General features: G+C 61.8%; 21 protein-coding genes. 12 read left to right on the top strand and 9 right to left on the bottom strand.

What is annotated here, in order from left to right:
* Positions 1–134: 134 nt before the first annotated feature.
* Positions 135–3,068, bottom strand: coding sequence for a T9SS type B sorting domain-containing protein (locus tag MTP16_RS14130; RefSeq protein WP_243510394.1), 2,934 nt, complete (start codon positions 3,066–3,068; stop codon positions 135–137).
* A gap of 269 nt (positions 3,069–3,337) precedes the next feature.
* Between MTP16_RS14130 and MTP16_RS14125 the strand changes: the two genes are divergently transcribed.
* The 4 genes from MTP16_RS14125 (at position 3,338) to MTP16_RS14110 (ending at position 7,388) form a co-directional block, all read left to right on the top strand.
* The gene (locus MTP16_RS14125) at positions 3,338–4,096 is read left to right on the top strand and encodes a succinate dehydrogenase cytochrome b subunit (RefSeq protein ID WP_243510393.1); all 759 of its coding nucleotides are present in this window, start codon (positions 3,338–3,340) and stop codon (positions 4,094–4,096) included.
* 108 nt (positions 4,097–4,204) lie between these two features.
* The gene (locus MTP16_RS14120) at positions 4,205–6,139 is read left to right on the top strand and encodes a fumarate reductase/succinate dehydrogenase flavoprotein subunit (protein ID WP_243510392.1); all 1,935 of its coding nucleotides are present in this window, start codon (positions 4,205–4,207) and stop codon (positions 6,137–6,139) included.
* Positions 6,140–6,269: 130 nt separating this feature from the next.
* On the top strand, positions 6,270–7,025 hold the full coding sequence (locus MTP16_RS14115; protein ID WP_243510391.1) for a succinate dehydrogenase/fumarate reductase iron-sulfur subunit: 756 nt from the start codon (positions 6,270–6,272) through the stop codon (positions 7,023–7,025).
* Between the two features lie 60 nt (positions 7,026–7,085).
* Complete coding sequence (locus MTP16_RS14110; RefSeq protein WP_243510389.1) at positions 7,086–7,388, top strand: DUF3817 domain-containing protein; 303 nt, start codon at positions 7,086–7,088, stop codon at positions 7,386–7,388.
* A gap of 48 nt (positions 7,389–7,436) precedes the next feature.
* On the opposite strand, the gene MTP16_RS14105 is transcribed toward MTP16_RS14110, so the two are convergent.
* Positions 7,437–8,621, bottom strand: coding sequence for an MFS transporter (locus MTP16_RS14105; protein WP_243510388.1), 1,185 nt, complete (start codon positions 8,619–8,621; stop codon positions 7,437–7,439).
* A gap of 143 nt (positions 8,622–8,764) precedes the next feature.
* On the opposite strand from MTP16_RS14105, the gene MTP16_RS14100 reads away from it, so the two are divergent.
* Positions 8,765–9,979, top strand: a complete 1,215-nt coding sequence (locus tag MTP16_RS14100) for an MFS transporter (protein ID WP_243510383.1) — start codon at positions 8,765–8,767, stop codon at positions 9,977–9,979.
* Positions 9,980–10,037: 58 nt separating this feature from the next.
* Here MTP16_RS14100 and MTP16_RS14095 read toward each other — a convergent pair whose 3' ends face one another.
* The 4 genes from MTP16_RS14095 to MTP16_RS14080 all read right to left on the bottom strand — a co-directional run bounded on the left by MTP16_RS14095 (position 10,038) and on the right by MTP16_RS14080 (position 13,537).
* Positions 10,038–11,453, bottom strand: coding sequence for an MATE family efflux transporter (locus tag MTP16_RS14095; protein WP_243510382.1), 1,416 nt, complete (start codon positions 11,451–11,453; stop codon positions 10,038–10,040).
* A gap of 226 nt (positions 11,454–11,679) precedes the next feature.
* Positions 11,680–12,054, bottom strand: a complete 375-nt coding sequence (locus MTP16_RS14090; protein ID WP_243510380.1) for a hypothetical protein — start codon at positions 12,052–12,054, stop codon at positions 11,680–11,682.
* 56 nt (positions 12,055–12,110) lie between these two features.
* The gene (locus MTP16_RS14085; RefSeq protein WP_243510379.1) at positions 12,111–12,533 is read right to left on the bottom strand and encodes a hypothetical protein; all 423 of its coding nucleotides are present in this window, start codon (positions 12,531–12,533) and stop codon (positions 12,111–12,113) included.
* Positions 12,534–12,829: 296 nt separating this feature from the next.
* A complete protein-coding gene (locus MTP16_RS14080) occupies positions 12,830–13,537 on the bottom strand; it encodes a carboxypeptidase-like regulatory domain-containing protein (protein ID WP_243510377.1) in 708 nt (235 codons plus the stop codon).
* A 596-nt stretch (positions 13,538–14,133) separates the two neighbouring features.
* Here MTP16_RS14080 and MTP16_RS14075 point away from each other — a divergent pair.
* The gene (locus MTP16_RS14075; protein WP_243510372.1) at positions 14,134–14,661 is read left to right on the top strand and encodes an NADPH-dependent FMN reductase; all 528 of its coding nucleotides are present in this window, start codon (positions 14,134–14,136) and stop codon (positions 14,659–14,661) included.
* Between the two features lie 114 nt (positions 14,662–14,775).
* On the opposite strand, the gene MTP16_RS14070 is transcribed toward MTP16_RS14075, so the two are convergent.
* The gene (locus MTP16_RS14070; RefSeq protein ID WP_243510371.1) at positions 14,776–15,303 is read right to left on the bottom strand and encodes a DUF2062 domain-containing protein; all 528 of its coding nucleotides are present in this window, start codon (positions 15,301–15,303) and stop codon (positions 14,776–14,778) included.
* 98 nt (positions 15,304–15,401) lie between these two features.
* Between MTP16_RS14070 and MTP16_RS14065 the strand changes: the two genes are divergently transcribed.
* The 5 genes from MTP16_RS14065 to MTP16_RS14045 all read left to right on the top strand — a co-directional run bounded on the left by MTP16_RS14065 (position 15,402) and on the right by MTP16_RS14045 (position 19,920).
* Positions 15,402–16,343 carry a YihY/virulence factor BrkB family protein gene (locus MTP16_RS14065; protein WP_243510370.1) on the top strand — a complete coding sequence of 314 codons (942 nt, stop codon included), beginning with the start codon at positions 15,402–15,404 and terminating at the stop codon, positions 16,341–16,343.
* Positions 16,344–16,809: 466 nt separating this feature from the next.
* Positions 16,810–16,947: a hypothetical protein gene (locus tag MTP16_RS14060; protein ID WP_243510369.1), complete on the top strand. Its 138-nt coding sequence runs from the start codon at positions 16,810–16,812 to the stop codon at positions 16,945–16,947.
* 36 nt (positions 16,948–16,983) lie between these two features.
* Positions 16,984–18,423, top strand: a complete 1,440-nt coding sequence (locus tag MTP16_RS14055) for a DEAD/DEAH box helicase (RefSeq protein ID WP_243510367.1) — start codon at positions 16,984–16,986, stop codon at positions 18,421–18,423.
* Between the two features lie 119 nt (positions 18,424–18,542).
* The gene (locus tag MTP16_RS14050) at positions 18,543–18,869 is read left to right on the top strand and encodes a low molecular weight protein tyrosine phosphatase family protein (RefSeq protein ID WP_243510365.1); all 327 of its coding nucleotides are present in this window, start codon (positions 18,543–18,545) and stop codon (positions 18,867–18,869) included.
* 109 nt (positions 18,870–18,978) lie between these two features.
* A complete protein-coding gene (locus MTP16_RS14045) occupies positions 18,979–19,920 on the top strand; it encodes a M90 family metallopeptidase (protein ID WP_243510362.1) in 942 nt (313 codons plus the stop codon).
* A gap of 252 nt (positions 19,921–20,172) precedes the next feature.
* Here MTP16_RS14045 and MTP16_RS14040 read toward each other — a convergent pair whose 3' ends face one another.
* Positions 20,173–21,165: a fasciclin domain-containing protein gene (locus tag MTP16_RS14040; RefSeq protein WP_243510360.1), complete on the bottom strand. Its 993-nt coding sequence runs from the start codon at positions 21,163–21,165 to the stop codon at positions 20,173–20,175.
* Between the two features lie 200 nt (positions 21,166–21,365).
* Between MTP16_RS14040 and MTP16_RS14035 the strand changes: the two genes are divergently transcribed.
* Complete coding sequence (locus tag MTP16_RS14035; protein WP_243510358.1) at positions 21,366–22,271, top strand: hypothetical protein; 906 nt, start codon at positions 21,366–21,368, stop codon at positions 22,269–22,271.
* Positions 22,272–22,348: 77 nt separating this feature from the next.
* Here the strand turns inward: MTP16_RS14035 and MTP16_RS14030 are convergent, their stop codons facing one another.
* A complete protein-coding gene (locus MTP16_RS14030) occupies positions 22,349–23,074 on the bottom strand; it encodes a pirin family protein (protein ID WP_243510356.1) in 726 nt (241 codons plus the stop codon).
* Between the last annotated feature and the right edge of the window lie 224 nt (positions 23,075–23,298).

Below are 23,298 nucleotides of genomic sequence, written 5' to 3'. Positions count from 1 at the left end.
AGGTTTGAAAGCAGATACGGCAAACTGCGCGGTTTTCTTGCCGGCCTTTCTTGCCCACACAAATTAAGCCGAAAAGGCCGCCCTTTGCAGGACGGCCTTTTCTTTTTGTTGAACATTCCGGACGGCGGCGCGGGTTAGCGGATAATTTCCACCCAGCCCTTGTACGTGCGCTTCGTGCTGCTGAAGTCGGCAAATTCCACTTCGGCCAAGTAGAAGTACACGCCATCGGAGGCTTTTCGGCCCGGGCCAGCCGCTGCCTCGCCCACGGGCCCGCCGCCGTCCCAGTTGATGAGCACGGGGTCGCTGGCTGTGGTGGTGTTCTCAAATACTTTCACGCCCCAGCGGTTGAAGGCTTGGAAGTGCACCCGCCGCACGGGCGAGTTGTTTTTGGGCCGGAACACGGCGTTCTGGTTGTCGCCGTTGGGCGTGAACACGTTGGGCAGCACGAAGAACAAGCAGTTATCCTGGCAGGCCACGTTGCTGGTGTCGCTCAGCACCCCGCCGTTGCCCACGGCCTGCACCGCGTAGCAACCACCATTCGAAGCTAGGTCGCTGTGCACGTAGCTGGGCTGCGCGGTGGTGCCCAGGAAGGTGAAGGCCCCCGAGGGCGTTGGCCGGTAATACACGCGGTAGCCGCTCACGTTCGTGTCGCAGCCCGTGGGCGAGTCGCTCAGCGTCCAGCTCAGGCGGTTGGTATACCGGTCGTTGGGCGTGGGGTACTGCGGGCGGGCCGCCAGTTCGTCGCAGTTGGTGGGCTCCAGCGTCAGCTTGGGCGTGCACGGCGGGCTCTGGAGTACCAGGCAGCGTACCTGGCTGCGGTTTTGCAACGAGTTCAGGTAGGCCACGCCGGGGTATTGGCCGTCCGTCTGGACGTAGTAGCAGTAGGTCTGGCCCTTCACCAGGGTGGGGTCGCTGTCGGTATAGGTTCCGCCAGAATTTGTAGTAGGAGCCGTGCCGATGCGTACAAAGGCCCCGCTGCTGCCGGTGCGGCGGAAGACAATGGCTGGCCGCGACGCATTGTCCCAGGGCACGTTATAGGTCCAACTTACGCGCACGGCCGTGGCCGCGGCCGAGGCCGGCACGGCGCTGGTGCGCACGCTGCTGGCCGTGGGCGAGGCCTCCCGAATGGGCGCACGCGCGTCGCCGGGTGGAAAGGTGCGCACAAACTCCAGCTTGTAGGTATACTGCAGGTCCTGAGTGTTCAGCTGCGTGTCGGTGTAGCAGGTATCGACCAGCGAGCTGAGGGTAGCAATGGGCGCAAACGTGCTCGGGTTCAAGCCTTCGCCGCGCGACAGCACGTAGCTGGGCGTGCCGTCGAAGGTGCCACCGCCGGCCGGGCGCGGGCGCGTCCAGCACACCTGCATCTGGCCGGTGGTCGTGCTGGTGTTTTCCACATCCACTTTCACCAAGCGGGCCGCGTTGCCCTGAAACGACACGCAGGCCTCCTGCGAGGCGATGCTGGCCCCGCCGGCCGGCAGCGGAAACTCGGCATAGATGCGGTAGCAATACGTCTGGCCGCGGTCGAGGCCCTGCGCCACGCCGCTGGCATTCAGGTTAGTGTCGGTGAACGTGGTGGCCGAGGCCGCCACCGTGCCAATGCGCGTGTAGCCGGCCGAGGCGGGAATGCCCGTGTCGCAGGGCCCGGGCACAAAGTTCGACGAGTTCACCTTGCGGTAGATGTGAATCTGCGAGGCATTGGTGCAGATATAGGGGTTCCACGTCAGCACGGCGCTCGTCAGGGTGCCGGTGGCCGGGGTGGCGCGCAGGTTTTGCGGCGGCGGGCCCACCACCGTGATACGCCAAGCCTTTTCGTCGATGAGCGGCGGCGCCGGCGCAGCCGGCGAGTCCTGCGCTTTGAACACCACCAAGTAGGGCAGTCGGGCCACGTTGCTGCAATCGGTTTGCCAGGTGAAAGTGCCCTGCGCTTGCGGCGGCCCGGTTTGCGACTGCCGGAAGGTGGCCGGCGGGATGATGCCGGAATAAGCAAACAGCGAAATCGGCGTTTGCTGGGCACCGCCGGTGGCGTCGTCCACGGCCGTCACGGAGCCTGTCACGGTTTGCCCGGCCACCACGCAGATGTCGGCCGGCACGGTGATGGTGGGCCGCAGGTTGTTGCTGGCCGTCACAATAATCTGCATGTCGCGGATAACCACGCCAATGCGGCGCCGGCCCAGCGGCGTGCGGCGCCACTCTTCCACTTCAAAGGCCACGTTGTAGAAGCCCAGGGCCTCCGGCGCATTCCAGGTAATCTGCCCGGTGTTCACGTCCTGCTCAAAAATGGCGGGGTCACCGACCCGGCCCGGGGGAGTGCCCCCGTAGGCCACCTGCAGCGGCGTCGAGCCGGTTATGCTCGTGCTGTTGGGGAGCCGGAAATTGGTCACCGGCACCGGAGCCGGGTTGTTGGTGCCCGTGCCGGCGCAGGGCGGTCCCTGCGTGCCGGTAATGCCCAGCGGCACCATCTGGCTGGAGCGCAGGTGGAAGGCCAGCGAGTCGCCGTCGGCGTCGTAGGCCGCGGGGTTGTGCAGGTACACCTGGTTCCTGGCCGCTTTGTCAACAGCCGGGGCCGTGAAAATGGGTGAGCGGTTGCGGCCCAGCGCGGGGTCAATGGTAATGGTGGTGCTGATGTAGAAAGTCGTGTTTACCGAATTGTCCATGTTCAGCACCCCCGCGTTGCGGTTTTCGCCGATGTAGCTCACCGTGAAGCTGCCCGTCGACGGGTACACGTGGTCGAAATAGTAAATATTGACGCTGGTATCGGTGTTGCCGGGAATGGCGCGGCGCGGGCCCGACCGCGGCACGCCCGGGCTGCAGCTGGAGGTGCCGTCGCCGTAGAAAACCGTGGCAAAATCGGCCGGCACACTCGAGCTGTTGTCGGTATAAAGCACCAGCTTGAAAAAGACGCGCCTGGGGTTATTGGTCACCGTGTCGGGCTTGGCCTGAATGTCGCCGGCGCGGATGTGGGTCGCCCAGGCCGAGTCCGGACGCAAGCTCAGCCCTGCGGCAATGATGGTGAGCAGCAGCGCGGCTCGCGCCCATGTCCCAACCCGAAGTAGAGAAAACTGTATCATACTGATTGAATTACAAAAAATACCCTTCGGGTGTCCGCCCAGCCTCAGCCGCCGTGCCGCTAGCCTAACTCAAGATACGCAAAGTATGGGAGCTGTACCCGTGCGTGTGTAAACGATGCCGGCTCAGGATAGATTCACCACGGCCCGCAATGTTTCTTCAATGGCCATTGCCGTGGAAGTAAACCACTCGTCCGTTGCCCGGTTAGCGAGTGGGGGCTACCTTTGAGCCCTCTAAACACACCCTCCCACGTTCCAAGTTTGGCTACTTTATGAGTTGGATAACGAAAACATTCACCAGCAGCATCGGCCGGAAAATTATCATGTCCCTCACGGGCCTGTTTCTGTGCACCTTTCTGTTGGTTCACCTCATTGGCAACCTGCAGCTCTTTAAGCACGACGGGGGCGCAGCCTTCAACACCTACTCCCACTTCATGGGCACCAACCCCATCATTCGCACCATCGAATGGGGCCTGGTGCTGGGTTTCGGCTTCCACATCTACGAGGCCCTGATGCTGACGCGCCGCAACAAAGTGGCCCGCGGCAGCCAGGGGTACGTGAGCAACCACTCCGAGCAGAACTCGGAATGGACCTCGCGCAACATGGGCATTCTGGGCACCATCATCCTGATTTTCTTGCTGGTGCACCTCTACAACTTCTTCTGGCGCGCCCGTTTCGCCGGCGACATCCCCAAGATGGGCGGTGCCGACCCGACGACCCGCGACTACGACAACCTGTACATGGCCGTGGTCGACTCCTTCCACATCTGGTGGTACGTGCTGCTCTACGTAGCCGCCCAAATCAGCCTCGGCTACCATCTGTGGCACGGCTTCCGCTCGGGCTTCCAAACGCTGGGCCTGAACCACCGCAAATACACCCCGATGATTAAGTACGTGGGCTATGCCTTCGCCGTGCTGGTATCGGCTGGCTTTGCGTCTATGCCGCTCTACTTCTTCTTATTTACAAATGCCCAAGGCGAGCTGGCGGCCAATACCCCGGCCCTGCTGCAATCCGTAGCTTCCGCTTTCTAACTTTCGCGGTTGGTTATTGGTTAATTATTGCCGGTTTGTGGCAATAACCTAGCGCTTGCTACTAACTGACAACCAACAACTGAATAACTAACCTCACTCCGTATTGCTATGCAGTTGGATTCCAAAATTCCCGAAGGTCCTCTCGCCGAAAAGTGGGAGAAGCACAAGTTCAACGTCAAGCTCGTAAACCCCGCCAATAAGCGGAAATACGACGTGATTGTGGTGGGCACGGGCTTGGCCGGTGGTGCCGCCGCCGCCTCGCTCGCCGAGCTCGGCTACAACGTGAAGGCCTTTACCTACCACGATTCGCCCCGCCGCGCGCACTCCATCGCTGCGCAGGGCGGCATCAACGCCGCTAAAAACTATCAGAACGACGGTGACTCCGTGTTCCGTCTGTTCTACGACACCATCAAGGGTGGCGACTACCGCGCCCGCGAAGCCAACGTGTACCGCCTGGCCCAGGTGTCGGTGAATATCATCGACCAGTGCGTGGCCCAGGGCGTGCCCTTCGCCCGCGAATACGGCGGCCTGCTGGCCAACCGCTCTTTCGGCGGTGCCCAGGTGAGCCGCACGTTCTACGCCCGCGGCCAAACCGGACAGCAGCTGCTGCTGGGCGCCTACTCGGCCCTGAGCCGCCAGATTGCCTACGGCAAGGTGAAGATGTACACCCGTTCCGAGATGCTCGACGTGGTAGTAGTCGACGGCCAGGCCCGCGGCATCGTGACGCGCAACCTCATTACCGGCGAGATTGAAACCCACGCCGCTCACGCCGTGGTGCTGGCCACCGGTGGCTACGGCAATGTGTTCTACCTGAGCACCAACGCCAAATACTGCAACGTGACGGCCGCTTGGCGCGCCCACAAGAAAGGTGCCTACTTCGCCAACCCCTGCTTCACCCAGATTCACCCCACCTGCATTCCGGTAAGCGGCGACTACCAGTCGAAGCTTACGCTGATGTCGGAATCGCTCCGCAACGACGGCCGCGTGTGGGTGCCCAAAACGGTGGAAATGGCCGAGCGCGTGCGCCAGGGCCAGATTAAGCCACAGGATATTCCCGAAGACGAGCGGGACTACTTCTTGGAGCGCAAGTACCCCGCTTTCGGCAATCTCGTGCCGCGCGACGTGGCTTCGCGCAACGCCAAGATGATGTGCGACGAGGGCCGTGGCGTAGGCAGCACCGGCCTGGCCGTGTACCTCGACTTCTCGGAAATCATCAAGCGCACGGGCGCCGACGCGGTGAGCCAGAAGTACGGCAACCTGTTTGCCATGTACGAGAAAATCACCGACGAAGACCCTTATCAGATGCCCATGCGCATCTACCCGGCGGTGCACTACACCATGGGCGGCCTGTGGGTAGACTACAACCTGCAAACCACCGTGCCCGGCCTCTACGCCACCGGCGAGTGCAACTTCTCCGACCACGGCGCCAACCGCCTCGGTGCTTCCGCCCTGATGCAGGGCCTGGCTGACGGCTACTTCGTCATCCCTTACACCATCGGCGATTACCTGGCCCAGACGCCGCCCAAGCCGGTGGACACCAACCATCCCGCTTTTGCCGAGTCGAAGGCCTACGTGCAGGCCCGCGCCGAGCAGTTGCTCAGTATCAAGGGCAACCGCACGCCCGACGATTTCCACAAGGCCCTGGGCCACATCATGTGGGAATACTGCGGCATGGCCCGCACCGCCGAGGGCCTGAAAAAGGCCAAAGGCATGATTCAGCAGCTCCGTAAGGAGTTTTGGCAGGACGTGAAAGTGGTGGGCTCCGGTGAGGAAATGAACCAGGCCCTAGAAAAAGCCGGCCGCGTGGCCGATTTCCTGGAGCTGGGTGAGCTGATGGTGGACGACGCCTACAACCGCAACGAAAGCTGCGGCGGCCACTTCCGCGAAGAGTATCAGACCCCCGAAGGTGAGGCCCTGCGCGACGACGAAAACTACGCTTATGTGGCAGCTTGGGAGTATCAGGGCGACAACCAGCCCGAGAAACTCAATAAGGAAGCCCTGACGTTCGAAAACGTGAAGCTGACGCAGCGCAGCTACAAATAAATTTTAGACATGAGAAAATGAGATTTGAGAAGCAAGATTCTCAGTATTATCCGAGTTGTCTCGCTTCTCACGTCTCCTCGTCTCACCTCTCATAAGAAAAATGGCCGGTTCCAACCCCAACGCTAAACCGATGAACCTGACCCTGAAAGTGTGGCGGCAGCCCAACCGCCAGGCGCAGGGGAAAATTGTGGATTACCAAGTGAAGGACATTTCGCCCGATATGTCCTTCCTGGAAATGCTTGACGTGCTGAACGAGGACCTGCTACGCGCCGGCCAAGACCCGGTGGCTTTCGACCACGACTGCCGCGAGGGCATCTGTGGCTCGTGCGACTTGTTCATCAACGGCCGCTCGCACGGCCCCGAGAAAGGCACCACCACCTGCCAGCTGCACATGCGCAAGTTCTCGGATGGCGATACCATCACCATCGAGCCTTGGCGCGCAGCTTCCTTTCCTGTAAACAAGGACCTGAGCGTGGACCGTTCGGCCTTCGACCGCATCATTCAGGCCGGTGGCTACGTGAGCGTGAACACCGGCGGCGCGCCCGACGGCAACGAAATTCCGATTCCGAAGGAAATTGCCGACCGTGCCTTTGAAGCGGCTACCTGCATTTCGTGCGGCGCCTGCGTGGCGGCTTGCAAAAATGCCTCGGCCATGCTGTTTGTGTCGGCCAAGGTATCGCAGCTGGCGCTGCTGCCCCAGGGCCAGCCCGAGCGCAAGAGCCGCGTCGAAAACATGATTGCCCAGATGGACAAGGAAGGCTTCGGCGCCTGCTCCAACATTGGCTCCTGTGCCGCCGAGTGCCCGGTGGGCATTTCGCTCGAAAACATTGCCATTCTGAACCGCGAGTTCCTGTCGGCCAAGGCTACTTCGAACAACCTAGCCTAATCATAACGCCGTTTTATATAAAAAGCGTGGCGTCCATTCGCCGCGCTTTTTTGTTTTTGTATGAAGCATTTTCTGCTCACTGGCTTGGGACGCTTGCGCCTTGTGGCCATTCTCGAAGGCGTCTCTTTTTTAGTATTGCTGCTGATTGCCATGCCCTTGAAGTACCTTGCCGGGCAGCCGCAGGCAGTCAGGCACGTGGGTATGGCGCATGGGGTATTGTTTGTGCTTTACGTGCTGCTGCTGATTCAGCAAAGCATCGAGCGGGGCTGGTCCATTAAGAAAATGCTGCTGGGGTTTATTGCCTCTTTGGTGCCGCTGGGCACTTTTTGGGCTGATAAAAAGCTGTTTCAGGCCAACGCTTAGTAACGCGCGGTTATCCTAGGTGCTATGAAATGAATGGGCCGTAAGAGGTTATAAGTCAGCTTGAGTCGTCCCCTCTCCGACCTGCAACTTCGGCACCAGCCACACCACCAGCAGGCCCAGCACCGAAACCAGCGCAAACGACCAGCGCAGGCTGGCGGCTTTGGCCACGAACCCAACCAGCGGCGGCACCATCAGAAACCCGAAGTAGCTGACCGTGGACACGGAGGCAATGGCCGCGCCGGCACTTAAGGGGTTGGCGCGGCCCACGAGGCTGAACACCAGCGGTACCACGCACGACACGCCCAAACCGCCCAGCACGAAGCCCAGCCCGGCCACTACCGGCGTGGGAAAAGCGGCTGCCAGCAATAAACCGGTGGTCATCAGCACGCCGCTGGTTTGCAGGATTTGCTTGATGCCGAAGCGGCCCACCAGCCAGTCGCCCAGGAAACGGCCGCTGGTCATGGCCACCATGTAGAGGGTGAAGCCCAGGCCGGCAATGGCTTTCGGGGCGTGCACGGTTTCGGCGAAATACACCCCACTCCAGTCGTAGAACGTGCCTTCGCAGGCCATCGAGGCAAAGGTGATGAGGCCGTATTTCAACACCGTTTTCTCGGGCCAGCTGAAGAAGGACTTCTTCTCCGGCGCTGGCGGCAGGGCCAGTGTATTGGGGAAGAAGGCAAAAGCCAACGCCGTAAGCGCCACCGAAACCGCCGCAAAATGCGTGGTAGTAGCCACGTCGTGGCCAATGAGCAACGCGCCTAGGCCTGCCGCAGCAAAGCCCGCCACGCTCCAGATGCCGTGAAACGTGGCAATGATGGAACGGCTGTAAAGCGTTTGCACACCCACTGACTGGGCATTGACGGATAGGTTGAGCAGGTTGCGCGAGCAGCCGAAGGCAAACAGCAGCGCCGCCAGTTGCCAGGTGTGGGCCGCGAAGCCCAGCAGGCCCAGCGCCAGGTTGTAGAGCACGGCGCCCGCCAGCATCACCTGCCGGCTGCTGAAACGCTGGAGCAGTTGTCCGGTCACGGGTAATGTCAGCATCAGGCCCGCCGGCAGGGCTAGCAGCACGGCGCCTAATTGGGCCTCGCTCAGCCCCAGGCGGTGCTGGATGACGGGAATGCGCGACGCCCAGGTAGCAAACCCGAAGCCCGACACAAAAAAGAACAGCGCAATGGCCACCCGGGCCCGCGAGGGATGCGCCGCAGCGCGCGGCTCAACAACTGCTTCACTCATAATACCCATTGCCTCGTCCTGCCGCCACCCACGCTTGGTCGGGCGCAGGCTTGGTTGGTTTGGTAGCCAACACGAGCCCAGTTTCTACGCCTGACGAAAGCAAAAGGCCATTTGCCGGCGAATAAAGACGTTATTTTGTGGAGATGCCGCCCCTCCCTCGCCGAACCTTACCGCTGCTGTACGCCATCATTCTGGTTGATGTAGTGGTGGGAGCCGCCATTGGGCCGGTGCTGCCGGAGTTTGTGCGCGGGCTGCGGCAGCCGCAGTTGTGGCTTTCGGTGGGCACGGGCTTGTTTTTGGGCGTGCAGCTGTTTTCGGCGCCGCTGCTGGGGCGGCTGGGCGACGGCTACGGGCGTCGGCCCATCTTCCTGCTTTCGGCCTTGGGCACGCTGCTGGCCAATGCCCTGCTGCTGCCGGTGCGGGCGGGCCTGTACTTCGTCAACCGGGTTTCCGATGGGCTTACCAACGGCATGTACGCCACGGTGCGCTCGGCCATCACCGACAGTTCGCGGCCCGAGCAGCTGTTTCGCAACCTGGGCATCGAGGGCGCCATCATTTCGCTGGGCTTCGTGCTGGGACCCATGGCGTCGGGGCTGCTCCTCACCTCGCTGCAGGTGCCGGCCGGACTGCAGGCTACCTACGTGGTACGCCTGGCGCTGGCCCTGGCCGCGCTGAACGTGCTGCTCACCCTGTGGCTGCCCGAAACTCACCGGCAGCGCAACGGCGTGCGCGGCACCGAGCTACGCGCCGAACTGGCGCTGGCCATCAACCCGCTCACGCTGTGGGCGCGGCTGCGCGAAAAAAACCGGCAGAACCCCGGCATCCGGCGCATTGTGCTCACGCAAGTGGCCCTCACCCTCAGCACGGGATACTATTTCTACTTCGTGCCGTTTGCCAGCCTGGGGCCGCTGCACCTGGATGCACGCAGCATTTCCTACTTTTTCATGTACTTCGGGGCCCTGAGCGTGGTGCTGAACTACGGGTTCTATGCCTACCTCGCCGACCGCATCAACCAGCGCCGCGCCATTGTGTGGCTGGCGGCGCTGGGCGTGCCGGTGCTGGCCGGCTACGGGCTGATTGGCACTTCAAAAACCGCCCTCTACGTGCTGGTTACCATCGATTGCCTCACCCTTTCCCTCATTCAGGGCTTGCTCGAAGGCCTCCTGGCCCACCGCACCACCGAAGCCGACCGGGGCGAGATTTTCGGCCTCAACCAGGCGTTTCAGGGGCTGGCCAGCTTTGGCACCACGCTGGTGTTTGGAGCGCTGTCGGTGCTCGATTTGCGGCTGCCGTGGGCATGGTTTGCACTGTGCCTGGCGGCCGTGGCGGGGCTGGCAGCGCATAAAGGTGAGAAGTGAGAACATAATCAGATTTCTAGAAAAACCTGATTATGTTTCATGCCTCATTTCTTCATCCCTACGGCTTCTCTTCCAGTTGTACCGCCTGGTTGGCTTTGCCTTGCAGCGGGTCGGCCAGGTCGCTGCCTTTCCAGTCGCCGCGCAGGTACCAGAGCAGCGCCAGTATGGCGGCCAGCACGTTGGCCACCACAAACGACCACCACAGGCCGTGGAAGCCCAGCGCCGTGTGCTGCGACAGGTACCAAGCCACCGGAAACTGAAACACCCACACGCCGATGATGGTCAGCATCATGGCTGACAGCGTGTTGCCCGAGCCGCGCAAGGCCCCCGACACCGACTGCTGTGCCCCCGTGAAGCAAAGGCTGAACACGGCAATGCGCACAAACTCGATGGCATCCCGGCTCACGGCCTCGTCGCCTTTCAAGAAAAACCGCACCAGGGGCCCGGCCGCCAGGTAGCCCAGCAGCCCCACCACCAGCAGCCCGCCGAAGCTAATGGCAATGGCGTAGTTAGCCGTTTTCACGGCGCGAGGTAGGTTGCGCGCCCCGATGTTTTGGGCCACCAGTGTGGAGCAAGCCAGCGAGATGCCCAGCGCCGGGATGATGCCCAGCGCCAGAATGCGCGAGCCAATGCCGTAGGTGGCCAGCACCGTGGTGCCAAAAGCCGCCGCCAGCACCGTCATCATCGACAGCCCCAGCGCCCGGGCCGACAGCTCGATGGACGAGGGCACGCCGAGCTTCACCGCCCGGCGCATTAGCGCAAAGTCAGGCTTAAATGCCTTAAAAGACAACTGAATGCCCGAACGCCCCCGCAGCAGGACCATGATGCCCACCGCCACGCTCAGCGCCTGCGTCACCAGGGTGGCCACGGCCGCGCCCGCCACCCCATACGCCGGCACCGGCCCCCAGCCATAAATGAAAAGCGGGTCGAGCAGGAAGTTGAGCGCCAGCGTGCCGATGTTGATGTAGAGCGGAATGCGCACCTCGCCCACGCCCCGCATCAGGGCCTGAAACATGAGAAAGCCGAAGTTGAACCCCAGCCCTAGAAACAGAATGCGCTGAAATTGGTTGGCCTGCGCGAAGATGTCGGGCCCCACCCCTATCAGCCGCAGAATGAGCGGCGAGCCCCAGTGCGCCACCGCCGTGAGCACCAGCGCCAGACCGGTTTCGAGCACCAGCGTTTGGGCTGCAATGTGGTTCACCATGGGCAAGTTGCGGGCGCCGTAGTTCTGGGCCACCAGCACCGAGCCCGCCACCGAAAACCCCGACCCCAGCGCAATCAGCAGGAAATTGACCGGGAAGCTCACGGCCACGGCCGCCACCGCGCTGGCCCCCAGCCGCCCCACCCAAAAGGCATCGACCAGCTGGTAGCCGGTCTGGAGCAGGTTGCCGAATACGATGGGCAGTGCCAACGTGAGCAGCGCTTTCAGAATGGAGCCTTGGGTGAGGTTGGGGCGGGCAGCGATGGGGTGCATAGGTCCATCAGTACGGGCGGTGCCCGCATTCGGCCGAGGTTGCGGCCTACTGTTTGGGTAGCAGAACGAGTACCCCGAAGCTCCGCTTCGGCTCGTTGAACGACATCTACGCGAGCCGAAGCAGAGCTTCGGGGTACACGTTCCGACTCGCTCAAACGACTTCATAAAAAGAGCAGCCCGCCGGCAAAACGCCGACGGGCTGCCCAACAGGCAAAGGCCGTTTAACTTAGTCCAGGCTGGCCGAGTACATTTTCATAATCTGACGGGCTTGGGCGAGGTTGGTGTCGCGCGAGTTCACGGCCAGGTAGATGAACTTGTCGCCGGTGGGCGAGAGCTTCAGCAGGTGCAGCTGGTCAGTCAGCGTCAGCAGGATGTCCTGCACGGTCTGGTTCAGGTTCAGGGCCTTGATGGCTTTCAGCTTGGCTTTCACCACTTCGGTGTTGTAAGCAGCGGCGGTTTCGATATCGAAATCGGCCACGTTGGTGTGTGAAGCCAGCGGCATGCCGGTTTCAACTTCTACTACGGCCACGGCCAGCAGCGTGGGCAGTTCGGCCATGATGTCTTTGATGGTTTGCTTGGGGGATACGGTAACAGCAGACATAAAACGGGTTTGTGGGGGTTGGAAAAAAGAAAAATGTTTAAACAGTCAAAAATCTATTAAGAAGTATGCCGACGCATGATTTCCTTGGCAATGCCCAGGTTGGCGTCGGCGGTGTGCACGGCCAGGAAGCAGTACCACTTGCCGTTGTGCATGGGGCGCAGGTGGTGCAGCTGGTCTTCCAGCATCACCGAGATGTCGGTGAGCGGGCCGCCCACCCAAGCCTTCGCCGCCAGCGCCTCGTCCATGATGCGCAGTAGCTTGGCGTTGCGCAGGCTAATTTGATTGGGGTTGTAGGCGTTGCTCACCGTGTAGGACGCCACCACCCGCCCCGACTGCGTGTTGACCACGCAGGCCATCAGCAAGTCCGGCAAATCCTGCAGCAGGCCTTCGATTACTTCCTTGGAGCGTTTCGCCATTTCGTCGTCGGTTGCTACAGTCAATTTCCGCAGGGGCAGTCGGTTGAAAAACGGTAAGTTCATTTATAGTAAGGAGCGCTAATAAACCCGGCCGTGGCAGGTGGCCGGGCTTCATTGTTTCCTCCGGCCGGGCCGCTCGCGGAAGCGGCCGGCCAGAGAAAACAGCTTATTCGGGGAGCACCTGCCGATACAGATACTCGGTTTTGGCGCCGTGGCTTCGGGCCGGAACCCGGGCCATTGCAGCCGCACCATCAGTGGAATGGAGGTAGTGGAACGGGCTGGTCTGCCGGGTTTCTCTTCCTCCTTTGTTCAGAGCATGCTGCCGCCAAGCAGAGTGTCCCGAAGGGTAACTTAGGTACTTAGAATTGCCACCAGTGGTGTTTTTTGGCTTTCGCCGGGGCTTCGGCGGGCAGCAGCGTCACATTTTGCATGCTATACTTCTGCACGTTGACTTGCAGGTCGGAGTCGGCGTAGCCGCCGTAGCCCACCCGCAAGGTCGACACTTGGTTGGCCGGCACGGCCAGCAGGTAGTGGCCTTGCGCGTCGGTGCTCACGCCGCGGCCGGAGGTCCGGTCGAGCACGGTAGCGCCAATAAGCGGGCGGCCGTTCTCGTCGAGAATGCGGCCTGCCACCACCGACATTTTGCTGCTAGCCGCCACTTCGGCTGCTTTTGCGGCCAGGTTAGCGGTCAGCGAGGCTTCTTCAACGGCAGCCGTGCCCACGCCAGCCCGCGAAGCACTGCGCAGGTTGGTACCGGCAAAGGCGGCGCCGCTCAGCAAAGCCGCCACCATCACAATGGCGCCGGCGCGTTGGCGGAATCGGGCCGGCTCGGTGCGAATCAGGTCGAATTGGCCTTGCAGCCAGCCCACCGGACGCACGTTGTGGCCTTTGTTTTTCAGGGCGTGGAAGCGCTGGAAGGCTTCGCCGCCCTTCTCGGGGTTGGCTTTCAGGTAAGCGTCCACCAATTCGGTGTTCTTACCCGATAAATCGCCTCGGAGGTAGGCGTCCCGGTACCCGGGGAGCAATTCCTGGGTAACGGGGTGAAAAGGATGTGCAGTTAATGCCATAAAAGTTAGTAAGAGTGGAAGGAAGAGAATTTGGCGGCCAGCAGAACAGAAAACCTGTACCGATGGACAATACTAAACGTAATAAAATAATCCAAGTTGCCTTTTTCGACAAACCAGGTCATATGAACTTCAAATCACCTTAACAACCCGTTAAAAAAAACGAAATTTATAACTTTTAGCTTATGCTTGAGGTTAATTTTTTCTTGAATAAGTGCCCTTATCAATCTATTAAGCGTGTTTATCCAGAACTAACAGCTGTGGATTAATGTCAATTAAAACAACTTAAGTCCAATTTCAAGGAAAGTTCCCTACGTCAGTGCCCGTATTTATACGCAGTCTATGCTTCACATTTAAATCCTATTTTAAGTTAAGACAGGGTTCATTTGTAAAACGCTACTGTAGTGCACTGCACTGTGCCAAAGCTGCTAACAAGGTGTGCTCTGCTAGAACTGTTCAGCCCCCGTTTGGCGGTTTCTCCTGCTAATAGCAATGGGCCGGACATTCGGCTTGTACTGACGAACGTCTTCGGAGCGGCTTCAAACAACGGCGCAGGTACCGAGTTAGCCCCTCGTTAACCCACGTTATTCTGACTTGCCTTGATAACCGTTATTGCCGGCACCAACCGCCCCCAGTCCCGCGCCCGCCGCATTGCCAACTACTACCAAACCGTGCTGACGGAGCTAGGAGCCGAAAGCCAGTTGCTGGACCTGGCTGAGCTGCCGGACGATTTCGTGGGCACGGCGCTGTATCACAACGTGGGCCGCCACCCGGAATTCAACCGCCTGGCGGCCATGCTGGACGCCGGGCCGAAGCTGGTGGTGGTGGTGCCAGAGTACAACGCTTCTTTCCCCGGTGCTCTTAAGGCATTTATTGATGGCCTGGCCTATCCTGGCGGCATTCAGGGCAAGAAGGTGGCGCTGGTGGGCCTGAGCAGCGGCGGCCAGGGCGGCCTGCTGGCCATGGCCCACCTCACCGACGTGCTGATGTACCTCGGCTCCACGGTGCTGCCGCAGCGCGTGCGCCTGCCCTTCATCAACAAGGACCTGAACGCGGAAGGCGGGCTGAACAACGACCTGTCGCGCCAGCTGCTGCGCGAACAGGCGGCGGCCCTACTGGCGTTTTAAGTTGAAGCAAATTGTCTGTCGTCCTGTGCGTAGCGAAAAATCTTATCCCGGTTGAACAAACCCTTCTTCGGTAATAAGAGCATTTGCTGCGCTCAGGATGACCGTTTTTTCAGCCTAACTGGCAACTACTTCCTGCTTGCTAAGCACCCGCCGGAACACCGCCCGCAGCCCAAAGTAGAGCAGCGCTACCAGCGGCACGCAGGCCACGGCCCACAGCAGCACCGCGCCCAGCTCGGCCCGCCACAGCAGCTGCACGATGGCCTGCCACCCCTCGCGCTCGATGAGCTGGCGCAGGGCGGGCAGGGTGAGGTCGGCCACCTTGTCGCCCTGGCCCAGCAGGCGGGCGCCGGCCCGCAGAAACGGAATGAGCAGGGCCAGCTGGAAAAACGTCATGAGGTGGGTGGCCAGCTGCATGGCGGCCACGTTGAGGCGCAGACGCAGGGCCACGGCGGCACTCAGGATGGTGGTGACGCCCAGCAGCGGTATCAGGCCAATGGCCGCGCCCAGCCCCACCGTGAGCGCCAGCTGCGAGGGCGAAAGCCCGGCTTTGAGCAAGTCGAGCAAGGGGTCGAGCAGGCGGCGGCGCAGCCAGGAGCGCGGCGGAGTAGCGGCCAGCGGGGGCGGCGTTTCGGAGGGCGACATAAATGCGGATAAGCAAACCGGGGCCATTCGGCGGCCCGTACCTTCGTGGGGGCTTGCCTCTTACGGCTACGGCCGGGAATGTTGCCCGTGGGGTATTTATGACAAAGTTAGATTCGCCGGCCGAGCTGCCGGGCCCGTGGTGGCGCGAGCTGCCCATTTTGCTGCACCGCGCCGCCCGCGAGCTGGGCCAGAACGACCCGCTGCGGCTGGGCGCGGCCACGGCGTTTTTCACGTCGTTTGCCCTGCCGCCCATCCTCATCATCCTCATTCAGCTGCTCAGCTCGCTCTACCCCACCTCACTGGTGCGGCAGCTGCTGCTGGCCAAAATCAGCAACCTGGTGGGCGCTTCGGCCGCCGGGCTGGTGGCCCAGATTGTGATGAACGTGGCCGACCCCACCCGCAGCCGGCTGGTCACGGTGCTGGGCTTTGCCTTCCTGCTGTTTGTGGCCACCACGCTGTTCACCGTCATTCAGCACTCGCTCAACCAGCTCTGGCAAATCCGGCCCCGGCGCGGCACGGGCAAGCTGTCGCAGGCCCTGCGCGAGCGGGCGCGCTCGGCGGGGGTGCTGCTGGCCACGGCGGGGCTGTCGCTGCTGGCGTTCGGGGCCGATTCGGCGCTGGGCCTATTTGCCGAAAGCATCCACGAGTTCGACGCCACCTTTGGCTACTTCGTGGTGCGCGGGCTCAACGCCGTCATTGCCTGGCTGATTCTGGCGGCGTGGTTTGGCGTCACGTTTCGCACCCTGAGCCTGGCCAAGGTGCCGTGGCGGGCCGTCACGCGCGGGGCGGCGCTCACGGCCGTGCTCATCAGCCTGGGCGAAGTGGTGCTGGGCCACCTGCTGGTGGCGCGCGATTTGGGGCCGGTGTACGGGCCGGCTTCCAGCCTGGTGCTGGTGCTGCTGTTTGTGTTCTACTGCGCCATGATATTCTACTTTGGGGCGGCGTTCACGAAGGCCTATGCCCACCGCATCGGCATGGACATCCGGCCCAAGAAGCGGGCCGTGCGCTACCGCTTGGTGAACGTGGAGGAAGAGAAATAGACGGCTGGCCATGGGGTATCGTCGCCACCTCCTGTTGCTTTTGCTCCTGCTGCTGAGCAACTGCCGCGCCGTTCGCCTGGCTTTCATAGCTCCTGCTCTACTGCCAGCATCGGCCGATTGGCGGGGGCGTGCCGCGCTGCCCCCTCGGCCCGCAACGCCATTGGCCGCCCCGCGACTTCTTGCCTTAACGGCTACTTCGGCAGCGGCGGCGGATGGGCAGGGTAACTCTTATAAAAGCAGCCCCCAAACAACCCGGGCGCTTCGCCGCCAGCACAAGCCCCGGTTGTTTCGCCCACTGCGCGCCGCCCCCACCGACACGCTGCTTCGACCAGTGGCCAAGGCGCGGCATGCCGGCTCCCCGGAGCCCCGCACGGGGTGGGTCAAGCCGAAGAATTTTATGGGACGCGTGCTGAGCTGGGGCATCTACTTGGCCCTGGTAGGGCTAGCCGGCTAGCTGGTTTTCGTAGTGGTCAGATGGGGCTTTGCGCTCGATGCCGGTCTTGCCCTCTTCATCGGCATCCCTGCTCTTATGCTGGCGTTGCTCCTGTTTTATTTCATGCTGTTTTTTGGCTTTTTTGCCTTTGTTGCAGAAATGCCGATGTAGCACGGCTTCCCCTGACGCCGGCCGTACCTTTGCCCCGTGCAAACTCCTGACACCTCCGCCGCTGGCGCCGCCCCCGCGCCCAAGCCCGACCTGCAATTCGCTGATTTCGCCCTCTCCCCCGCCCTGCTGGCGGGCGTGGCCGAGCTGAACTTCACCCAGCCTACCCCCGTGCAGCAGCTGGTGCTGGCCCCCGCCCTCGAAGGGCAGGACGTGGCCGGGCAGGCTCCCACCGGCTCGGGCAAAACCGCCGCCTACGGCCTGGCCGTGCTGCAGCAGGTCGACCCCACCTCGGCCACCATGCAGGCGCTGGTGCTGGTGCCCGCCCGCGAGCTGGTGCTGCAGGTGCGCGACGCCCTGCAGCGCCTAGGCAAGCACCTGCCCAACCTGCGCGTGGCCGGCTACTACGGCGGCCACGCCATGCGCGACGAGGTAAAGGGCCTGCAGCAGATGCCCCACGTGGTGGTGGCCACCCCCGGCCGCATGCTCGACCACCTGGAGCGCCGAACCATCGTGCCCAACCGCCTGAAAGTGCTGGTGCTGGACGAGGCCGACAAGCTGCTGGAGCTGGGCTTTCAGGAGGAAATGGCCACCATCATCAGCCGCCTGCCGCAGCGCCGCCAAACGCTGCTGTTCTCGGCCACCATGCCCGACAAGGTGCTGAGCCTGGTGCGCGAGTACCTGACGCGGCCCCGCGTGATGAACGTGGGCGGCGCCAACGCCACCACGCTGCCCGAGACGCTGGTGCTGCGGGGCCACGTTCTCAGCGGCTCCGAACAGAAGCCCGCGGCCCTCTACCACATTATCAGCCAGCCCACGGCCGGTCGCGCCCTCGTGTTTGCCAACACCCGCGACCGGGTGGAAGAGCTCACGCGCTTCCTGCGCGGCCGGGGCCTGGCCGCCGAGGCCCTGCACGGCAAAATGCTGCAGCCCGAGCGCGACAAAAGCATGATGAAGCTGCGCAACGGGTCGGCCACTGTGCTGGTAGCCACCGACGTAGCCGCCCGCGGCCTCGACGTGAACGACCTCGACACCGTGGTGCAGTTCGACCCGCCCCACGACACCGACACGTTCCAGCACCGCGCCGGCCGCACGGCCCGCGCCGGCGCCACTGGCACGGCCCACCTGCTCGTGACGCCCCCCGAGCAGCAGAAAATTCAGCAGTGGCCCACGGCCAAGAACGTGCAGTGGGCCGGCCTACGCCCGCCGGCCCTGCCCGCCGCCGCGCCAAAGGCCCCGCGCCCGAGTACCGTCACGCTGCACGTATCGGCCGGCAAGAGCGAGAAAATTAGCCGCGGCGACCTAGCCGGGGCCTTCGTGAGCGTGGGCGGCCTAGAGCGCGAGGCCGTGGGCCGCATCGAAGTGTTCGACCACCACAGCTTTGTGGCCGTACCCGAGGCGCTAGCCGAGGAGGTGCTGGCCCGCATGCAGGGCGCTAAGGTGAAAGGCAAGAAAGTGAAGGTGGCGCTGATTCGATAGCGCCGCCGCCTGGCACGAGTACCCCGAAGCTCCTGCTTCGGCCCGCCAAACGATTCCGGACGCGGACCGAAGCAGGAGCTTCGGGGTACTCGTGCCAGACGTTATACAAAAGCTGTCTTATGCGTCTCCTCTTCATCTGCAGCCAAAACAAGTGGCGCAGCCTCACCGCCGAGCGGCTCTTTGATGAGCACCCGCACTACGAAGCCCGCTCGGCCGGCACCGAGCCGGGCGCGCGGGTGCGCGTGACGGCCGGCCACCTGGGCTGGGCCGAAACCATTTTCGTGATGGAGCGCCGCCACGCCGACCGCCTGCGCGAAAAATTTGCCGACGAGCTACGCGGCAAGCACCTCGTGGTGCTGCGCATTCCGGATAAATACCCTTTTGGCGACGAGCGGCTGATTGCCCTGCTGCGCGAGAAGCTGGCGGCGCATTTGCCGCTGCTCTGATGCGTCGTCGTTGATTGGTAGCGCTTGGGACACAACCCCGGCCATAAAGCAGCCGAACGAAGGGTGTTGATAAGCCAACCCTGGCGCCAGCCGGCCGTTAAACCGGCCCATGCCCTATTTGATTTCACTGGCCGTTCTGGTGGCCATTCTATACACCTTTTACCACTACGCCACGGCCGACTCGCGCCGCCGCGCTGAAGCCCTGGCGGCCGAGTTTCCGGCCGCCTGGCGTCAGATTCTGGCCGAGCGCGTGGCTTTTTACTTGTCGCTGACCAAGAAGGAGAAAGCGCGTTTTGAAAAGCAGGTGCAGGTTTTTCTGGCCAGTACACGCATTACGGGCGTTCAAACCGAGGTGGACGATACCACCCGCCTGCTGGTAGCGGCCTCGGCCCTGATTCCGGTGTTCGGGTTTCCCGATTGGGAATACAGCCACTTGGGCGAAGTGCTCATTCTGCCCGATGCCTGGAAGCTGGAAAATGACCCTGGCAAAGAAGTGAAGCCCCTGCAAGGCACCTTGCTGGGTTCGGTGCAGGGCTTCCAGAACCAGCATTACATGCGCCTGTCGAAGGCCTCGCTGGAACAGGGCTTCCGCGACGGGCTGGACCGGCAGAATGTGGGCATCCACGAGTTTGCCCACCTGCTCGATGAAGCCGACGGCGTGATTGATGGCGTGCCCCAGGCCGCCCTACCGCCCGAATTGCTGCAGCCCTGGGCCGAGGTGATGCAGCGCGAAATCGCCGCCATTCACGCCGGTAAGTCAGAAATCAACCCCTACGCCGCTACCAACGAAGCCGAATTTTTTGCCGTCGTCACCGAATACTTTTTTGAGAAGCCCGAGAAGCTGCAGGAAAACCACCCCGAGCTGTACGAGCTGCTGAGCCGGGCCTTCCGCCAGAACCCCAAGAAGCGCTTCCTGCGCTTTGCCACCGACCCGCGCGAGTGGCTGAAGACGCTGCGCAGCCGCCGCAAGTTCGGCCGCAACGCCCCCTGCCCCTGTGGCAGCGGCAAGAAGTACAAGGACTGCCACTTGGCACAGGCGCAGGCCGCGTAGGCGCGCTAGGTTTCGCGGAGTCGAAAAGCCGCCTCTACCCGCTGCCCAAAAATGCCGACTACACCCTGCCACCAAAACCCACATCAACGACGCCCCTGCGCAATAGTGGTCTACTTCCAGCCGCTGATGGCATACCCCAAAGCCTAGAGCAAAGTCCGGGAATACACCATATAATACTGCTGCCTCGTGCAAGCAAAAAGGCCGGCTTCCGTAGGGAGCCGGCCTTTTTGCTTGCCTGTGCCTGCGAAAAATTTAGGGAAGCAGTACGCGGTCGATGACGTGGACCACGCCGTTGGTGCACTGCACGTCGGGAATCACCATATTGGCCGGGGCAGCATTGCCATTGCCTTTCGCCGTGAGCACGCCGTTGTTGAAAGCGCCGAGGGCAATGGGGCCGCCGGCCGCGGTGATGGTGGTGCTTTCGGGCAGCTCGGGGGTGAATTTGCCGCCCTGCGCGCCACCGATGACGACGTGGTTGAGCAACACCGCCGTCACGGTAGCCACGGGCAGCTTGCGGATGTCGGCCGGCACGTTGAGCGGCACGTTCAGCAGCGTGCCCAGGTCTTTAAAGGCTTGGTCGGTGGGCGCAAAAACTGTCAGATTCGGGCTGCCGGGCGTGCCGGTGAGGGCGGACTGCAAGTTGCAGTACACGACAGCTTCCACCAAAAACGTGAGCTCGGGCTTTACGAATACGTTCCCTTTCTGCAGCGCCAGGGCCGAATTGAGCACGTCGGCGCCCGTGGCCAGCAACACCTTGTCGATGGGATGAATCAGGCCGTTGGCCGCCGCCACATCCGTGCCCAAAATTCTGGAGCCGTTGACATACCGGCTGCCGTCGGCCCGCTGAATGATGCGCCGCGTAACGCCCAGCGCCGAGGCCGATGTGCTGCCCGCCGTGAGGGCGCTGCCCGGCAGTGTGCCGCTGAACACGTGGTAGAACAGCGTGCTGCGCAGGAAGGGCTGCTGCAAGGCCGTGAGGTCGGTGGCCGAGCGCAGGCCCAGGCGGGCGAAGGCATCGTTGGTCGGCGCAAATACCGTGAAGTTGCCCGCAGGGTCGGCGGCGTTTTTGTTGCCGAGCAGCACCGCCACGTCGCCGCGAATGGCCGCGTCTTCCAGCGTCTGAAAATCGGGGTTGGTGACGGCGATGTTGGTAATAGTGGGCTCGACTTCCTTGTTTTTAGCACATCCGGCCAGCAGCAGGCCCAGGGCCAAGGCACTCGCTTTGACAGAGAAAAAATTTTTCATCGGGTAAAAGAATATGTTGGTCGAGCCTAATAAGCAATTCGACCCAAGGTGTTGAATACAAACGATTTTAAATCGGGCTTGGATTGCACGAAGATAAATCCGATAGGCAATTAGCCGCCGTAGATTGCACTTTGAAATAATTAGCCCGGGCTTTTTACCACGAGCACCCAGCAAATTATTTATTGACAAAATTATATTTTATGCAAAAGTTTTCTACGCTTGCGTTTGCTGCTTTTCTGCTGCTGGGCAGCGCTTCTGCGGGCCGGGCCCAGGCCATCGTGAGCGGTTTCATGGCGGGCAAGGGCCACGGGTCGGTGTCGTTGTCGGGCACCACCGAAAGCTACACCAATGTGTATCTGGCCCCGGAGAAGATTGACGTGGTGCCCATTTTCCAGGAAGTGCGCGTCAACTCGCTCAACCTTTACGCCACCTACGGGCTCACCGATAAGATTGACGCCATCGTGAGCCTGCCCTTTATTCAATCGAAGGGCCGGGCCCCCGGCACGGTCATCAACGACCTGCACGCGCTCTATTCCGACCAAGGCTACACCAACGTACGCCAGGGCCTGCAAGACGTCAATGCCCTGCTCAAGTTCAAGGCTTACTCGCGCGAAATCGGCAGCAGCATCCTCGATTTGCTGGGCGTGGTGAGTTTCAGCACCCCCGTCAGCAACTACCAGACAAACACCGGCTACGGCTACATCATTGCCATCGGCAACCGCGCTACCAAATACTCCACGGCCGGCGTGGCGCACCTCAAAACGGCCTCGGGCGTGTTTGCCACGGCTCAGGTGGGCTACAGTTTGCGCACCGGCCTGGTGCCGCACGCCCTCATCGGCGAAGCCAAAGTGGGCTACGCCGGCCCCAAAACCTACCTCGAAGGCTACGCCGCCTTCCAGGAATCGAACGGCGGCACCGACATTTCGCAGCAAGGCTTCACGGGCTTTTTCCCGTCCACGCGCGTCAACTATGTGCGCCTGGGCGCCAGCGGCTACCGGCCCCTCAGCAAAGGCTTCGGCCTGACGCTGGGCGTGAGCACCTACGTAGCCGGGCGCAACATTGGCAAATCGACTGGGTATTCGGCGGGGGTGAGCTACAATTTTTAAGCTTCTTCCATCTGCTTGAACGCAAAAAAGCCGGCTTGCTGCCGGCTTTTTTGTTTTGCGCGTGCGCCGTAAAACGGTTAGTAATTGGCTTCGCTGGCGGGCAGGTCGATGAGGATGAACTGGGCGTCCTTGCTGGCCCGGATTTGCACCACGTCGTCGCCGGTCATGCGGGCCTGGTCGTTGGGGCCCAGCTCGGTGCCATTCACGAAAATGACGCCTTCTTTTACATAAATGAAGGTGAGGCGAATGGGGAAAGTCTTGAACTGAATTTCCTTGTCGCAGTCCAGGTTTGCCCAGTACACGGTGCTGTTCGAGTTCATGTACACCACGTCCTCCAGCACTTTCTGGCCGGTAACCAGCGGCACCAGCTCGTTTTTGTTGCCGCTGATGAAGCCGATGTCCTTCTGCTCGTAGCTGGGCGCCAGGCCCTTCTGGCCCGGAATGAACCAGAGCTGGTAGAGGTGCAGGGGCTTGTCCTGGCGGTTGAACTCGGAGTGGGCCAGGCCGGTGCCGGCGGTCATGCGTTGCACCTCGCCAGCTTTGATGGTCGTTTTGTTGCCCATCGTGTCCTGATGCTGGATTTCGCCTTCGAGTACCAGCGTCACAATCTCCATCTCGGAATGCGGGTGTTGCGGGAAGCCCGACTGCGCGGCTACGCTGTCGTCGTTGAACACCCGCAGCGGGCCAAAATGCAGGTTATCGCGGTCGAAATAATCAGCAAATGAAAACAGGAAGTAGCTATTGAGCCAAGCCGCTGGGGCGGCGTGGTGGCGGTCGGCGGCGGAGATGTATTTAAGCATCATGCAAAGGCTTGGGGAATGGGAGTGCCTCCCATACGCACCGGCCGGGCCGGAAGTTGGCGCTCTCCTCCAAACCAAACGGTCATGCTGAGCGCAGCCGAAGCATCTCTACCGCACTAGTAATTATTTACTACTGCGGTAGAGATGCTTCGGCTGCGCTCAGCATGACCGTTCTTTTTTCTGCAGCCTTTTTCTGCAGCCAGTTCGACCAGCTTGTTCAGCCGCTT

This window comes from Hymenobacter monticola (assembly GCF_022811645.1).
In the GTDB taxonomy this organism is placed as follows: Bacteria; Bacteroidota; Bacteroidia; order Cytophagales; family Hymenobacteraceae; genus Hymenobacter; species Hymenobacter monticola.
The sequence above is the reverse complement of the archived record's forward strand: the minus strand, read 5'-3'. Positions and strand labels throughout refer to the sequence as shown.